Source organism: Nocardioides campestrisoli (assembly GCF_013624435.2).
In the GTDB taxonomy this organism is placed as follows: domain Bacteria; phylum Actinomycetota; class Actinomycetes; order Propionibacteriales; family Nocardioidaceae; genus Nocardioides; species Nocardioides campestrisoli.
In genome coordinates, this window is sequence record NZ_CP061768.1 from 402,298 (window position 1) to 417,339 (window position 15,042).

Consider the following 15,042-nt stretch of genomic DNA (forward strand, 5'->3'; position numbering starts at 1 on the left):
GTTCACCCGGTCGGGTCCATTGACCGCGGGGGCGCGGACCGCTGGACTGTGCCCGTGACCCACCAGGAGCCGGCCCGCGTCAGCCCGGACACGGCGTACGTGCTCGAGCGCGCCTGGGTGGACGGCGAGTTCCGCGACGAGGTGCTGGTCGAGGTCCTGAGCGGGCGGTTCTCCCGGGTCGAGACGGGCGGCGTGTCGGCCGTCCCGGCGACCCGGCTGGCCGGGCTGACGGTGCCGGGCCTGGCCAACGTGCACAGCCACGTCCCGCACCGGGCGTTGCGCGGGCTCCAGCACGGCGACCGGCAGGCCTGGCGGTGGCGGCTGGACCAGGTGGTGGAGCGGCTCGACCCCGACTCGATGTTCGAGCTCGCGCGGGCCACCTACCGGGAGATGGCCGCGGCCGGGTTCACCACGGTGGGGGAGTTCCACGACCTGCACCACCAGGCGGGTGGCACGCCGTACGAGGACCCGAACCTGATGGGCGTGGTGCTGGCCGAGGCCGCCGCCGACGCCGGGATCCGGCTGACCCTGCTGGACGCCTGCCGGCTGGGCACCGGGGACGAGGAGCTCCCCGCGCAGGCGCTGCGCTCCACCGACGCGGACCCCGAGCGCTGGGCGCTGCGGGTGGGCGCGCTGGAGAAGACCCTCGCGGGCTCCGAGCACGCCCGGGTCGGCGCCGCGCTGCCCACGGTCCGGGCGATGCCGCGCGACCAGCTGCCGGTCTTCGCCCGCGCCGCCGAGGACCGCGCGCTGCAGGTGCACCTGTGCGCCACCCAGGACGAGGACACCGAGTGCCGGGCCCGGTACGGCGTCTCCGCGGCCCGGCTGCTCGCCGACGCCGGCCTGCTCGGCCCGCGCACCGCGGCGGTGCACGCCACCCACCTCGACGACTGGGACGTCGCGCTGCTCGGCAGCACCGGGACCCGGGTCGCCCTGTGCCCGACCACCGACCGCGACCTCGGGCACGGCGTCGGCCCGGCCCGCCGGCTGCACGAGGCGGGCGCCCGGCTCACCCTCGGCTCGGGCAGCCACGCGGTGATCGACCCGTTCGAGGAGATGCGGGCCGCCGAGCTGCACGCCCGCCTGGTCTCCCGCCGCCGGGGGCACTGGTCGGCCGCCGAGCTCCTCACCGCCGCGACCCGCGAGGGGCACGACGCCCTCGGCTGGCCGGACGCCGGGCAGATCGCGGTGGGCCGGCGCGCGGACCTGGTCACGCTGACCGCACGCAGCGTGCGGACCGCGGGCACCGGCGGCGACGAGCAGACGGTCGTCTTCGCCGCCACGGCCGCCGACGTCACCCACGTGGTGGTCGACGGGTGGGTGCTCGCCCGGGAGGCCGAGCACGTCGGCGCCGACCTCGACGCCGTGGTCGCCCGGCTGCTGCGCTGACCGGCCTGAGGTAGCCCCACCCCTGAGGTGGCCTGCTCTGAGGTAGCCGGCCCTCGCGAGTCTCCGGCGGGATAGGGAACGCCGCCGATGTGCGGCCCTACCTCAGCCGACGAGTGTCGTCCTCGAGAGAACACCGAGGAAGGGGACACACCATGTACGGCGACGACTACTTCATCCGCAGCGAGACCGACTACCGCACCGAGCAGGTGCGCCGCGCCTGGGGACGGCGGCGCCGCGGAGCCCGGACGCGCACCCGGCGCTGGCAGGGCCCGCTGCGCGGCGCCGGCGAGATGCGCTGAGCGTGAGCGGCCGGACCGCGGAGAGGGTTCCACGGCTGTCGGTGGCACAGGCCACAATGGACGACGTGCCCGCCCGCAGCCTGGAACTCGTCGGACGCGAGGCCGAGCTGGAGGAGCTGTGCTCCCGGCTCGGCATCGTGGCCGACGATCCCGCCCCCGCCGCAGCGGTCCTCCTCGGCGGGGACGCCGGGGTGGGCAAGACCCGGCTGCTGACCGAGCTGCGCGACCGGGCGGTGACCGCGGGGTGGCGGGTGGTGGCGGGGCACTGTCTCGACCTCTCCGACTCCACGCTCCCCTACCTGCCCTTCTCCGAGGTGCTCGGCCGGCTGTCGGTCGACCTGCCCGAGGTGGTCGAGGAGACCACCGGCGAGCGGCCGGTGCTGCGCCGGCTCCAGCCGGGCCGGCGGGTCCGCTCCGGCGGCGGCACCGGAGCCGAGGGCGCGATGGAGCGCGGCGACCTCTACGAGGCGATGCACCTGCTGCTCGACCGGGCCGCGGACGAGCAGCCCCTGCTGGTCGTGGTGGAGGACGCCCACTGGGCCGACCAGTCCACCCGCGACCTGCTCAGCTTCCTCTTCGCCCGGTCGTTCGCGCGCCGCGTCGCGATCGTCGTCTCCTACCGGGTCGACGACCTGCACCGGCGGCACCCGCTGCGCCGCCAGGTGGCTGAGTGGTCCCGGCTCCGGGTCGACCGGATGCTGCTGGAGCCGCTGGACGCCGCGGCCGTGCGCCGGCTGGTGCAGGCGCTGCACCCCGACCCGCTCCGCGAGGCCGACGTGGACGACATCGTGGCCCGCGCCGAGGGCAACGCGTTCTTCGTCGAGGAGCTGGTGGGCGCCGCCTGGGCGACCGGCGGGGTGCCGGCCGACCTCGCCGACCTGCTGCTGGTCCGCCTCGACCGGCTGGAGCCCGACACCCAGGAGGTGGTGCGCACCGCCGCGGTGGCCGGGCGCCGGGTCGGCCACGACCTGCTCGCCGCGGTCTCCGGGCTCGACCCGCGCGCCCTGGAGGAGGCGCTGCGCGCCGCCGTGGAGCGGCACGTGCTCGAGGCGGGTCGCGGCGACACCTACTCCTTCCGGCACGCGCTGCTGGCCGAGGCCGTCTACGACGACCTGCTGCCCGGCGAGCGGGTACGCCGGCACGCGGCGTACGCGCGGGTGCTGGCCTCGGGGAAGGTGGTCGGCACCTCGGCGGAGCTGGCCCGGCACGCCCGGCTCGGCCAGGACCTGCGCACCGCGCTGCGGGCCAGCGTGGAGGCGGGCACGGCGGCGATGCAGGTGGGCGGCCCCGACGAGGCGGCCGGGCACTACCTCGAGGCCCTCGAGCTGGCCAGCGACTCCGCGCTCGTGGTCGCGCTGGCCGAGGAGACGGGGGTGGGCCACGTCGACCTGGTGCTGCGGGCGGCCGACGCGCTCAGCGCGGCCGGCCACGCCCTCCGAGGGATCGCGCTGCTGCGCGACGCGCTCGCCGGCCTGCCCGAGGACACCGGTGCCGTCGACCGGGCCCGGGTGCTGGCCCAGCTGGCGCTCAGCCTCTACCAGGGCGACCAGGAGCTGGAGGACGAGCTGGCGCTGGCCCGGGAGGCGGCCGAGCTGGTCGCCGGGGGCACCGAGGCGCAGCAGGTGCGGGTGCTGGCGATCCAGGCGCGGATCCTGGCGGGGCACCGCCACGAGGAGGAGGCGCGGGAGGTCGCCACCACCGCGCTGGCGATGAGCCAGGGGCTGGACATGCCCCGGCTGAGCGCCGACATCCTCACCACCCTCGCCGGACTCCAGCAGCACCACCTCGGCGACGACGTCGTCGAGGCCCTGGCGACCGTGATCGGCCAGGCGCGCGCGAGCGGCGCGGTCAAGGCGGAGATGCGCGGGCTCTACACGCTCGGCCGCTTCCACCAGGACCGCGGCGAGCTCGAGGAGGCGATCGCGCTCTTCGAGACCGGGCTGGCCCGCGGCGTCCAGGCCGGGCTGCGGTGGGCGCCGCACTCGTTCGACGCGCTGGTGATGGCCACCGCTGCACGGCACGTCCTCGGTCGGTGGGACGAGACGGCGCCGGCGACCGCCCAGGCCGACCAGGCGCCCTCGCCGATCATCGAGGCGGTGCTGCGGGCGTTCGGCGCCGTGATCGGGGCGGCGCGCGGCACCGCGGGCACCGCCGACCTGCTGGCCGGGCTCCGCGAGCACTGGGGCGAGGAGGGGATGGTCGCGCTGCACGCGGCCGGGGCAGAGCTCGAGCTGGCCGAGCAGGCCGGCAACGCGGACGGCGCGCTGGCCACCTACGACCGGGTGGTGGCGGTGCTCTCCCGGATGTGGCGCGAGCTCTTCCAGGCACGGCTGCGCCTGGCTGCGCAGACGCTCGGGGTGCTCGGCACCGCCGCGGTCCGCCAGTCGGCCGCGGAGCGGGACGCGCTGCGCCCGGTGGTCGACCGGCTCCTCGACGACGGCCACCGGGTGGTGGACTACCTGCACGACGAGGAGCTGGCCTACGGCCCCGAGACCCGGGCCTGGCGGGTGCGCCTGGAGGCCGAGCACCTGCGCTGGCGCTGGCTCGCCCAGGTCGACCCGCCCACCTGCTCCGCACTGGTGGAGGCGTGGCGGGACGCGGAGCGCGAGTTCGTCGAGTTCGGTCACGTGCACGAGCTGGCCCGGACCCGGCTGCGGCTGGTCGAGCTGCTCGTCCAGGACGGCGACCTGGAGGCTGCCCGCCCGGTGGCCGAGCAGGTGCGGGACGCCGCCGGCGCGCTCGGCGCGCCCCGGCTGCTGGTCGAGCTCGACGCCCTGGTCGGCCGGCCCGCGGCGCCGACCGCCCGGGCCGAGGCGCTCACCCCGCGCGAGCTCCAGATCCTCGGGCTCGTCGCCGAGGGGCGCAGCAACGGCGAGATCGGCAAGCAGCTCTTCATCGCGACCAAGACGGTGAGCGTGCACGTCTCCAACATGCTCGCCAAGCTCGATGCCGCCTCGCGCACCGAGGCGGTCGCGGTGGCCCGGCGTCGCGGCATGCTCCCCTGAACCTCGCGTGGTCCCGTCGGGCACAATCGGCGACGTGCCGTCCTCCCCAGACCAGACCCTGCGCTGCACCGCGAGCAGCCGGCTCGTCGGTGAGCCGCTCGCCGGCACCGCGCCGACCGAGTCGGCGTACCTCCTGGTCGAGTACGCCGGCGCCTGGGGCCGCAAGGCGGTGGCGGAGAGCCGGCTGCCCGAGGAGGTCCGGACCGCGCTGGCCGGCCTCCACGGCGTCCGGGTCCAGCTGATCCGTCGGCACGGAGGCACCTCGGGTCCGGGGATCCGGGTCTTCACCGCGCTCGTCGGCCCCGACCGCGTCGAGATCGAGACCACCGTGCTCGACGAGGCGACCGGCCTGCTCGACCTCGACCTCGCGGCCCTGGCGGCCGGCCGGAGCCCCGGCCTGACGCCGTACGCCGGGGAGCTGCTGCTGGTCTGCACCAACGGCCGCCGGGACCTGTGCTGCGCCGAGCTCGGCCGGCCGGTCACCGCGGCCCTGTCGGCCCGCTGGCCGGAGGCGACCTGGGAGACCACCCACCTGGGCGGCCACCGGTTCTCGGCCACCCTGCTGGCCCTGCCCAGCGCAGTGACCCTGGGCAGGCTGGACCCGGAGTCGGCGGTGCTCGCGGTCGAGGAGCTGCAGGCCGGGCGGCACCCGGTCGGCTTCTCCCGGGGCCGGGCCGGGGTCTCCGCGGCGGCGCAGGTCGCGCAGCTGCACGTGGTCGAGCAGACCGGGTACGACGAGCTCGGCGACGTGGTCGTCGTCGGCGAGCGGGACGGGGTGGTGCGGCTGCTGGCCGACGGTTCCCCCTGGCAGGTGGGGGTGCTCAGCCGGCAGGGGCCGCCCCGCCGGGCCAGCTGCGGCGACGAGACGGCCAAGCCCGGCGAGGTCCACGAGGTGGTCGCCGCGGGTCCCGGGACGGACACCGGTCCGGCAAGCATGTGACCGGCGCCCCGCGAGGTGGAAGAATGACGCAGATCCAGATCCAGGCCCGACCCACCGACCCAGGAGCAGCGCCGTGAGCGACCGCCCCCCGCACGAGGAGCGTCCCGTGCTCGCCGGACTGCTCGCCCTGGCCGGTGTGGCCCTGGTGGTGGGCCTCCTGGCCGGTGCCACCGTCCTGATCGGCACCAAGGTGCTGGGCATCGGCGGGGGCGGCGACGCCCAGGCCGACAGCCGGGCGACGTCGGGCGAGACGCTGGTGCTGCCGGAGTTCTCCGAGACGGTCGAGCCCAGCGGCCCGCTGATCACCCTGGACCCCAACGGCCCCACGCCGACCGGAGGGACGGCCGTGCCGAGCCCGGACGACGCGGAGCCCTCCGAGACCCCGACCGAGGAACCCGCGGAGAAGGCGATCAACCTGACCGCTGGCCAGAGTGCGGTGGGGGCGATGCAGCAGATCGACCTGAGCGGCACCTACACCCAGGGCTCGGGCGCGATCCTCCAGGTGCAGCGGTTCGAGAACGGCGCCTGGAACAACTTCCCCGTCACGGTCTCCCTCGACGGGGAGAGCTTCGGCACCTACGTGATGACCGGCCAGACCGGGGAGAACAAGTTCCGGGTGGTCGACTCCGAGACCGGCCTGGAGTCCAACGAGGTCATCGTCCAGGTCGGCTGAGCCGGGCGTCGACCCGGGAGGTCCAGTAGCCGACCCACACCGTGCCGGCGGCCATCAGCGCGCCGAGCGCCAGGCTGACCCCGGCCAGCGGGAGCAGGGCTGCGGCCGCGCCGACCAGCAGCGGGCCGCCGCTGACACCCAGGTCGCCGCAGAGCCGCCAGGCGCCGAGGAACTGCGAACGCCCGGCGGTCGGTGCCGTGTCCGCGCCGAGGGTCATCACGATCCCGGAGCCGAGCCCGTTGCCGATCGCGATCAGCACCATCACCGCGGTGACCGACCAGGTCTCGGTCGCCAGGGGGAGCAGGAAGCAGGCCACCGCGACCGCCCCCACCACCGGCACCGCGACCGCCGTGCGCCCCCGGGTGTCCATCAGCCAGCCGCCGGGCAGGAAGAAGGCGACGTCGACCGCGGCGGCGACGGCGAAGACCAACGAGGTGGTGCTGGCGCTCATCCCGACGTGCTCGGCCCACAGCGGCAGCAGCGCGGTGCGCAGCGCGCGGCTGGCGCTGATCACCACGACCGCCACGCCCACGGTGGCCAGCACCCGCCGGTGCCGGCGTACGACGCCGAGCACCGAGAGGTGACCGGTCTCCTTGGCGCGGGCCCGCTCCTCGCCGCCCAGGTCGGGCATCAACCGGGCCAGCGCCGCGCTGGCCAGCGAGGCGACGGCGGCGAGCACGAAGACGGCGCGCAGGTCGGTCAGGTGGATCAGCCCGGCGCCGAGCAGCGGCCCGACGAGCAACCCGATCCGGTGGCTGCCGCCGAGCCCCGACATCGCCCGGGCCCGGTAGGGCTGCGGCACCACGTCGATCAGGTAGCCCTGCCGGGCCACGAGGAAGGTGGTCCAGGCCATCCCGCTGACCGTGACCGCGACGGCCAGCGCAGGCCAGGAGGTGGCCAGCGCCGCCGCGACCATCGCCGCGGCGTCCAGCAACCCCGACAGCACCAGCGCCCGGCGCTCCCCGATCCGGGCGATCAGCGCACCGACCGGCAGGGCGGTGGCCAGGCTGCCCAGCCCGACCAGGGCGACCACCAGGGCGGCGGTGGAGACGTCCGCACCGAGGTCGCGGGCCTGCAGCGCCAGCACCGGCAGGACGGCGCCGTGGCCGATCGAGTTGACGATCGTCGGGCCGTAGGCCGTGAGCGCCACGTCCCGCAGGCGGAACGGCGGCTGGTCGGAGGGCACCCGCGAAGTCTGCCTCAGTCCCGGCGGAACTCGATCCAGGCGATGCGCCCCGAGAAGTAGTCGCAGGTGACCCGGACCGCGTCGCAGGAGCTCTTGCCGGCGAAGGAGAGCGGCTCCCGGTTGCGGATCACGCCCGTCGGACCGTACGCCCGCGGCTGCGGCTGCCCGTCCACCCACATCTGCACCCACTCCGGGGTGCGGACGCAGGTCAGGGTGTGCCAGCCGGGGGAGAGCCGGGCACCCGCCTCGAAGCCCTCGAGGTAGCCGGTGCGGGTCCGCCCGTCCGCGCCGCGGAACATGCAGCGCGGCGCCCGCTCGGGGTTCTCCAGCTTCCAGTAGCCGCCCCGGGCCTCGCCCTGTCCCTTCTGCGCGATGTTCCCGAACCGGTGCCGGGTCCGGTAGCGGATGGTGACCGAGAAGCTCCCGCGGCCGGGGTTGAGCAGCCGGTGCAGTCGGCGCCCGGCGGGCACCACGCTGGTGTGCTCGGGGAAGACCCCGGAGTGCGGCTCGACCCAGGGGTGGGTGTGCCGGCGCCCGTCGGTGACCACGTCGGCGCCGATCCGTCCCCTCAGACCGCCGACGCGGTCGACCAGCACGGTCGCCCCCGGCGCCTCGTCCAGCTCGAACCGGGCCACCAGGCGCAGGTCGGGCGGCACCTGAGGCGTCGGCTCGGCGGCCGGCACCGACCGCTCCCGCGCGTCGTACGCCGTGCGCACCACCAGCACCCCGACCCCCAGGACCAGCGCGGCCAGCGCGACCAGGGCGACCAGCACCAGGCCGCGGCGCGCCGGCCCGTCGGTGCTCATGCGCGGCACGCTACCGCCGGGGTCCGGTCCAGGGAGTGGATTCCCTCACGCCACCGTGCCAGGGCGGCCGCGACCTGGCATCCTCGACGCCCATGACCCTGGGGACGACGACCGGTGACAAGCCCGACTCCGCGACGCGGCGCTACGCCCGCCTGGCGCGGCTGGCCTACCGGCACGGCCGCTCCGACCTGGTCCAGGGGCTGGGCCTGGACGAGTTCGCGGTCGACGACGACGAGGCGGCGCCGGGCGCCGGCGACCCGGTGCCGGACGAGGTCGGCCGGCGGGCCGAGGCGTTCGTCCGCGACCTGGAGGCGATGGGGCCGACGTACGTCAAGCTCGGTCAGCTGCTCTCCACCCGCTCCGACCTGCTGCCGGCGGCGTACACCCAGGCGCTGGCCAGGCTCCAGGACGACGTGGAGCCGTTCGGCTTCGACCGGGTGCGCGAGATCGTCGAGCACCAGCTCGGCGGGCGGATCGAGGACCTCTACGGCAGCTTCGAGGAAGAGCCGCTGGCTGCCGCGTCGTTGGGGCAGGTGCACGCCGCGACCCTGCGCAACGGCCGTCGGGTGGTGGTCAAGGTGCAGCGGCCCGAGGCCCGCGAGGTGGTCCGCGGGGACATGCAGACCCTCACCAGGCTCGCCCACCTCGCCGACAAGCGCACCGACCTGGGACGCCGCTACGGCTTCGAGGGCCTGGTGACCGAGTTCCGCAAGACCCTGGCGGGGGAGCTCGACTACCGCCGCGAGGCGCGCAACCTGGTCCGCTTCGGGGAGCTGACCGCCGGCTACGACCTGCTGGTGGTGCCGCAGCCCGTGCCGACCCACTGCTCGGGCCGGGTGCTGACCATGGACCGGATCGACGGCCGCAAGGTCACCGATCTCGGCAAGCTCGCCTGGGTCGAGCTGGACGCGCGCCCGATCGTGGAGCAGCTCTTCGCCTGCTACCTCTCGCTGATGCTGGGCGAGGGGGTGCTGCACGCGGACCCGCACCCGGGCAACCTGCTGCTCACCGACGACGGCCGGCTGGCGCTGCTGGACCTCGGCATGGTCAGCACCGTCTCCCCGCGCCTGCAGGAGAAGGTCGTGCGCCTGCTCCTGGCGATCACCGACGGCGACGGCGAGGAGGCCGCGACCGTGCTCGCCGAGCTGGGCCACCCGCTCGCCGACTACGACGCGGGCGCCTTCCGCCACGACGTCTCCCACCTGGTCTCCGAGGCGGTGAACGCCGGGCCCGAGCTGCAGGCCGGCTCCGTGCTGGTCGAGCTGAGCCGGGTCTCCGGGATGCACGGGCTGCGCCCGCCCGCCGAGATGTCGATGATCGGCAAGGCGCTGCTCAACCTCGACACCGCCACGCTGCGGCTCGACCCCGACTTCTCCCCGGCCGAGGCGCTGCGCGACAACGTCAGCAGCATCCTGGCCAGCGGGATGAAGGTCAGCGCCGGCGGGATCATGGCCTCGGCGATCGAGGCCAAGGAGTTCGCCAAGCTGCTGCCCAAGCGGGCCAACCGGATCCTGGACAACCTGGCCGACGGGGAGTTCGTGATCCGGGTCGACGCGATCGACGAGGAGCAGCTGCACACCGTGCTGCAGCGCGTCGCCAACCGGCTCACCCTCGGGCTGGTGATCGCGGCCATGCTGGTCGGCGCGGCGCTGATGATGCGGGTCGACGAGGGGCCGCGGCTCTTCGGCGTACCCGCCGTGGCGCTGACCTTCTTCACCCTGGCCGTGCTGGCCGGGGTCGCGCTGACCCTGTGGATCGTCAGCACCGACCGCAAGGTGGCGACCCGGTCGCGCTCGCGGGTCGGGAACACGTGACGTCCCTCCTGCGTTGAAGCAGGTGAACGAAGTTGAGTTGAGTCGACTCAACTTGTTTGCCAGAATCGCCGTCGCCGGCGCACGCTGGCTCCACACAACGTCACCACCCACTTCCTGGGACCCGGGAAGTACGCGACAACGGAGGTAACTCAACATGGCACGTGCTGTCGGCATCGACCTCGGTACGACGAACAGCGTCGTCGCCGTCCTGGAGGGTGGCGAGCCCACCGTCATCGCCAACGCCGAGGGCGGTCGGACCACCCCGTCGGTGGTCGCCTTCGCCAAGTCCGGTGAGGTGCTGGTCGGCGAGGTCGCCAAGCGCCAGGCCGTCACCAACGTCGACCGGACGATCCGGTCCGTCAAGCGCCACATGGGCACCGACTGGACCACCCAGATCGACGACAAGAAGTTCACCCCTCAGCAGATCAGCGCCTTCGTGCTGCAGAAGCTCAAGCGCGACGCCGAGGCCTACCTGGGCGAGCCGGTCACCGACGCGGTGATCACCGTCCCGGCGTACTTCTCCGACGCCCAGCGCCAGGCGACCAAGGAGGCGGGCGAGATCGCCGGCCTCAACGTCTCCCGGATCGTCAACGAGCCGACCGCGGCCGCCCTGGCCTACGGCCTGGACAAGGGCGACGACCAGACCATCCTGGTCTTCGACCTCGGTGGCGGAACGTTCGACGTCTCCCTGCTGGAGATCGGCGAGGGCGTCGTCGAGGTCAAGGCGACCTCCGGTGACAACCACCTCGGTGGCGACGACTGGGACAACCGCGTCGTCGAGTGGATGGTCGAGCGGTTCAAGAACAACAACGGTGTCGACCTGGGCGCCGACAAGATCGCCAAGCAGCGCCTCCAGGAGGCTGCGGAGAAGGCGAAGATCGAGCTCTCCAGCTCCAGCGAGACCACGATCCACCTGCCCTACATCACCCACGGCGAGTCCGGCCCCCTCCACTTCGAGGAGAAGCTGACCCGCTCGGAGTTCCAGAAGATGACCTCCGACCTGCTCGACCGGACCCGGAAGCCCTTCGAGTCGGTGCTCAAGGACGGCGGCGTCGCGGTCAAGGACATCGACCACGTGGTCCTCGTCGGTGGCTCCACCCGGATGCCGGCCGTCGCCGACCTGGTCAAGGACCTGCTCGGCGGCAAGGAGCCCAACAAGGGCGTCAACCCCGACGAGGTCGTGGCGCTGGGCGCCGCGCTCCAGGCGGGCGTGCTCAAGGGCGAGGTCAAGGACGTGCTGCTCCTCGACGTCACCCCGCTCAGCCTCGGCATCGAGACCAAGGGCGGCGTGATGACCACGCTGATCGAGCGCAACACCACCATCCCGACCAAGCGCTCGGAGATCTTCACCACCGCCGACGACAACCAGCCGTCGGTGGAGATCAAGGTCGCCCAGGGCGAGCGTCAGATGTGGGCGCAGAACCAGCCGCTCGGCAACTTCGAGCTCACCGGTCTGCCGCCGGCTCCCCGTGGCGTGCCGAAGATCGAGGTCACCTTCGACATCGACGCCAACGGCATCGTGCACGTCTCGGCGAAGGACCACGCGTCCGGCCGCGAGCAGTCGATGACCATCTCCGGTGGCTCGGCGCTGGGCAAGGACGAGATCGACCGGATGGTCAAGGAGGCCGAGCAGTACGCGGAGGAGGACGCCAAGCGTCGCGCCACCGTGGACGCCCGCAACCAGGCCGACAGCCTCGTCTACACCACCGAGAAGTTCCTCGCCGACAACACCGACAAGCTGCCCGAGGACGTGAAGACCGAGGTGCAGGCCGACGTCGACTCGCTGAAGGCGACGCTGGAGAACGAGGAGTCGGACGCCGAGACAATCCAGGCGGGCATCAACAAGCTGGGTGAGTCCAGCCAGAAGATGGGCGCCGCGATGTACGCCGCCGCCGAGGCCGACCAGGCCGCCGCGGGTGGCAGCGACGGCTCCACGGGCGAGGCCGACGAGGACGTCGTCGACGCCGAGATCGTCGACGAGCCCGGCGAGGGGGAGAACAAGTGACCCAGCCCTCCGACGAGCAGAAGCGCGACGAGCGCCAGGAAGCCGCGGGGCAGGTCGACGGGTCCGGCGCCGGGGTCCCCTCCGAGGAGGGGGCCCCGGCCGGGGCCGGTCCCGAGGGCGCGGAGGAGTCCCCCTTCGACGCCGTCGACGCTGTCGACTCGGACGACACCGTGGACGACGGGTCCAAGGCGGCCGAGGAGGCGGCGGCGCTGACCGCCGACCTGCAGCGGCTGCAGGCCGAGTTCCTCAACTACAAGCGCCGGGTCGAGCGGGACCGTCAGCTGATCGCCGAGAACGCGGCGTACAAGGCGCTGGTGCCGATCATCGACGTGCTCGACGGCATCGACCGGGCCCGTGAGGCCGGCGAGGTCGAGGGCGGGTTCGCGATGGTCGCCGACCACCTGCAGCGTGCGGTGTCGCAGTCGGGCCTGGTCCGCTTCGGCGAGCCCGGGGACGCCTTCGACCCCAACCTGCACGAGGCGCTGAGCCACCTCGGCGAGGACGCGGAGGTCGACCGGACCACGGTCAAGCTGCTCGCCAAGGCCGGCTACCGGATGGGTGAGCGGGTCGTCCGCGCCGCCCAGGTGCTGGTGGTCGACCCGCCCGCCGGGGGAGCGGCGCCCGCCGCGGAGACCCCCGCGGACGACGCCGCGGGCAGCGACCAGCCCGACGCCTGAGCGGCACTGGTCAGGGGATGTGACGACGGAAGGAGGGTGAGCAGGTGAGCAACGACGGCATGCGTGCCGACTGGGCGAGCAAGGACTTCTACAAGGTGCTCGGCGTCAAGAAGGACGCCGATCAGTCAGAGATCAAGAAGGCCTACCGCAAGCTCGCCCGGGAGAACCACCCGGACTCCAACCCCGACGACCAGAAGAAGCACGACACCTTCAAGGCCGTCGCCGAGGCCTACGACGTGCTCGGAGACGCGGAGAAGCGCAAGAAGTACGACGAGATGCGCTCGCTCTACGGCTCCGGCGTGGGCTTCGGCGGCGGCGCCCCCGGAGGCAGCGGCGGCTTCGGTGGCGGCTTCGACCTCAACGACCTCTTCGGCGACCGGGCCCGCAGCGGCCCGGCCGGCGGCGGGACCAGCGGGGGCGGGTTCGGCGACGTCTTCAGCGACCTCTTCGGGGGCGGTGGGCGGACGCGTACCCAGAGCCGGGCCCGCAAGGGCCAGGACGTGGAGACCACGGCCACCATCGGCTTCACCGACGCGATCGACGGTGTGACGATCTCGCTGCGGCTCACCTCGGACGGCGCCTGTCCCACCTGCCACGGCACCGGCGGCAAGCCGGGCACCAAGCCGCACGTCTGCCCCGAGTGCGAGGGCACCGGCTTCGTGGTGGCCTCGGTCGGCGGGGCGTTCTCGATGAACGAGCCGTGCCCGGTCTGCCACGGTCGCCAGCTGATCTACGACGAGTCGTGCCCGACCTGTCACGGCAGCGGCCGCGGCACCTCGGCGCGCTCCATCCAGGCCCGCATCCCGGCCGGGGTCAAGGACGGTCAGCGGATCCGGCTCAAGGGCAAGGGCGCGCCGGGCGAGAACGGCGGCCCCGCCGGCGACCTCTACGTGACCGTCAAGGTCGGCAAGGACCGGGTCTTCGGCCGCACCGGCGACAACCTCACGATCGACGTCCCGGTCTCCTTCGACGAGGCGGCACTCGGCGCCGAGATCAAGATCCCCACGCTCGGTGGCGCGCCGGTCACGCTCAAGGTCCCCGCAGGCACTCCGAACGGCCGCACCTTCCGGGTACGGGGCAAGGGCGTGACTCGGCGCGACGGCACCAAGGGCGACCTGCTGGCCACCGTGCAGGTGCACGTGCCGGCCACCCTGGACCAGCCCGCCCGCGAGGCGGTCGAGGCCTACCGGAAGGCGACGGAGGGCCGGCCGCTCCGGACGAACCTGTTCGAGCGGAGCTGATCGCCGATGACCCAGTTCGGGGCCCCGTCGCCGGACGCCGCGGTCTACGTCATCTCCGTGGCCGCCGAGCTCACCGGCCTGCACCCCCAGACGCTGCGCACCTACGAGCGGATGGGGCTGATCACGCCGGGGCGGACCGGGGGAGGAGGTCGTCGCTACTCCCACCGCGACCTCGAGCTCCTGCGCCGGATCGCCGACCTCACCAGCGCCGGCATCGGCCTGGAGGGCGTACGCCGCATCCTCGACCTCGACGACGAGGTGGCCGCCCTGCGCGCCCGTAACGAGGAGCTGCGCGCCGAGCTCGCCGCGACCCGGCAGGCGCTGCAGCGCGCCTCGGCCCGCTCGGCCGCCACCCCGTTCGCCCAGCCGGTCAACCGGCTCCCCGTGCTCCGCCAGCCGGAGCCGACCGCGTCGCTGGTGGTCTGGCGCCGCTCCCGCTGAGGCTGCGCACGGATCCCCGCACAGCCGGGGATTCCGCGGGTTGGCACGCGTCGTATCGGGCACAAACCCGCAGGAACCCGTGCCAGGTCTGTCGGCCAGATATGGTCCTGGGGCACGTGGAGACAACGCGGGGGTGCGGCTCTGATGGATCCGACAGCGATCGTCATCGGCTCGGTGGGGCTGGTGGCAGCCGGTCTGGCCGTCTACTTCGTGACCCGGTCCGCCAGTCGTGGTGGGATCGAGGTCAACGCCGCGATCGGCATCAGGACCAGGCTGACCAAGTCGTCACAGCAGGCATGGGAGGCCGCTCATCGTGCGGCGCTGCCGTTCACGCTGGTCGCCTGCCTGCTGGCCCTCGTGTGCGCCGTGATCAGCGTGGTCGCCGTGGTCATGGCCAACACGGTCGGCTCCAGTCGCGCGGCGCCGGTCGTCGTCATGCTGGCGGGGTACGCCGGCCTGCTGGTCTTGATGACGACGGCCACCGTCTCGGGCAACAGGGCCGTTCGCTCGCTGACCCGCACGAGTAGGACCGATGTCGGTGACGTCCCGTAGGGTCGCGTCCGTGA

The 15,042-nt window shown here is 73.8% G+C and carries 13 protein-coding genes; 11 read left to right on the forward strand and 2 right to left on the reverse strand.

The annotated features are described in order from the left end of the window. Positions 1-54 precede the first annotated feature (54 nt). From H8838_RS01945 to H8838_RS01965, 5 genes are all read left to right on the forward strand, one after another. Entirely contained in the window at positions 55-1,389 is a 1,335-nt protein-coding gene (locus tag H8838_RS01945) for a formimidoylglutamate deiminase (protein ID WP_185995326.1), read from the forward strand. A 152-nt stretch (positions 1,390-1,541) separates the two neighbouring features. Beyond that, a complete protein-coding gene (locus tag H8838_RS01950) occupies positions 1,542-1,688 on the forward strand; it encodes a hypothetical protein (RefSeq protein ID WP_181309775.1) in 147 nt (48 codons plus the stop codon). A 65-nt stretch (positions 1,689-1,753) separates the two neighbouring features. Next, the gene (locus H8838_RS01955) at positions 1,754-4,693 is read left to right on the forward strand and encodes a helix-turn-helix transcriptional regulator (RefSeq protein WP_185995325.1); all 2,940 of its coding nucleotides are present in this window, start codon (positions 1,754-1,756) and stop codon (positions 4,691-4,693) included. A gap of 34 nt (positions 4,694-4,727) precedes the next feature. Then, positions 4,728-5,633 carry a sucrase ferredoxin gene (locus H8838_RS01960; RefSeq protein WP_181309773.1) on the forward strand — a complete coding sequence of 302 codons (906 nt, stop codon included), beginning with the start codon at positions 4,728-4,730 and terminating at the stop codon, positions 5,631-5,633. A 73-nt stretch (positions 5,634-5,706) separates the two neighbouring features. Continuing rightward, positions 5,707-6,306: a hypothetical protein gene (locus tag H8838_RS01965; protein ID WP_181309772.1), complete on the forward strand. Its 600-nt coding sequence runs from the start codon at positions 5,707-5,709 to the stop codon at positions 6,304-6,306. On the opposite strand, the gene H8838_RS01970 is transcribed toward H8838_RS01965, so the two are convergent. Next, positions 6,287-7,492: an MFS transporter gene (locus tag H8838_RS01970; RefSeq protein WP_181309771.1), complete on the reverse strand. Its 1,206-nt coding sequence runs from the start codon at positions 7,490-7,492 to the stop codon at positions 6,287-6,289. The genes H8838_RS01965 and H8838_RS01970 overlap by 20 nt on opposite strands. Positions 7,493-7,506: 14 nt before the next feature. Continuing rightward, positions 7,507-8,298: a hypothetical protein gene (locus tag H8838_RS01975; RefSeq protein ID WP_185995324.1), complete on the reverse strand. Its 792-nt coding sequence runs from the start codon at positions 8,296-8,298 to the stop codon at positions 7,507-7,509. A gap of 92 nt (positions 8,299-8,390) precedes the next feature. Between H8838_RS01975 and H8838_RS01980 the strand changes: the two genes are divergently transcribed. From H8838_RS01980 to H8838_RS02005, 6 genes are all read left to right on the forward strand, one after another. Next, positions 8,391-10,112, forward strand: a complete 1,722-nt coding sequence (locus H8838_RS01980) for an ABC1 kinase family protein (RefSeq protein ID WP_181309769.1) — start codon at positions 8,391-8,393, stop codon at positions 10,110-10,112. 154 nt (positions 10,113-10,266) lie between these two features. Then, complete coding sequence (dnaK, locus tag H8838_RS01985; protein ID WP_185995323.1) at positions 10,267-12,117, forward strand: molecular chaperone DnaK; 1,851 nt, start codon at positions 10,267-10,269, stop codon at positions 12,115-12,117. Then, positions 12,114-12,794, forward strand: coding sequence for a nucleotide exchange factor GrpE (gene grpE, locus H8838_RS01990; RefSeq protein ID WP_224766327.1), 681 nt, complete (start codon positions 12,114-12,116; stop codon positions 12,792-12,794). The genes dnaK and grpE overlap by 4 nt, the downstream gene beginning before the upstream one ends. Before the next feature lie 59 nt (positions 12,795-12,853). Next, positions 12,854-14,035, forward strand: coding sequence for a molecular chaperone DnaJ (dnaJ, locus tag H8838_RS01995; RefSeq protein WP_181310172.1), 1,182 nt, complete (start codon positions 12,854-12,856; stop codon positions 14,033-14,035). A gap of 6 nt (positions 14,036-14,041) precedes the next feature. After that, positions 14,042-14,476: a heat shock protein transcriptional repressor HspR gene (locus H8838_RS02000; RefSeq protein ID WP_181309767.1), complete on the forward strand. Its 435-nt coding sequence runs from the start codon at positions 14,042-14,044 to the stop codon at positions 14,474-14,476. A gap of 144 nt (positions 14,477-14,620) precedes the next feature. Then, complete coding sequence (locus H8838_RS02005; protein ID WP_181309766.1) at positions 14,621-15,028, forward strand: SdpI family protein; 408 nt, start codon at positions 14,621-14,623, stop codon at positions 15,026-15,028. The last annotated feature ends 14 nt before the right edge of the window (positions 15,029-15,042 follow it).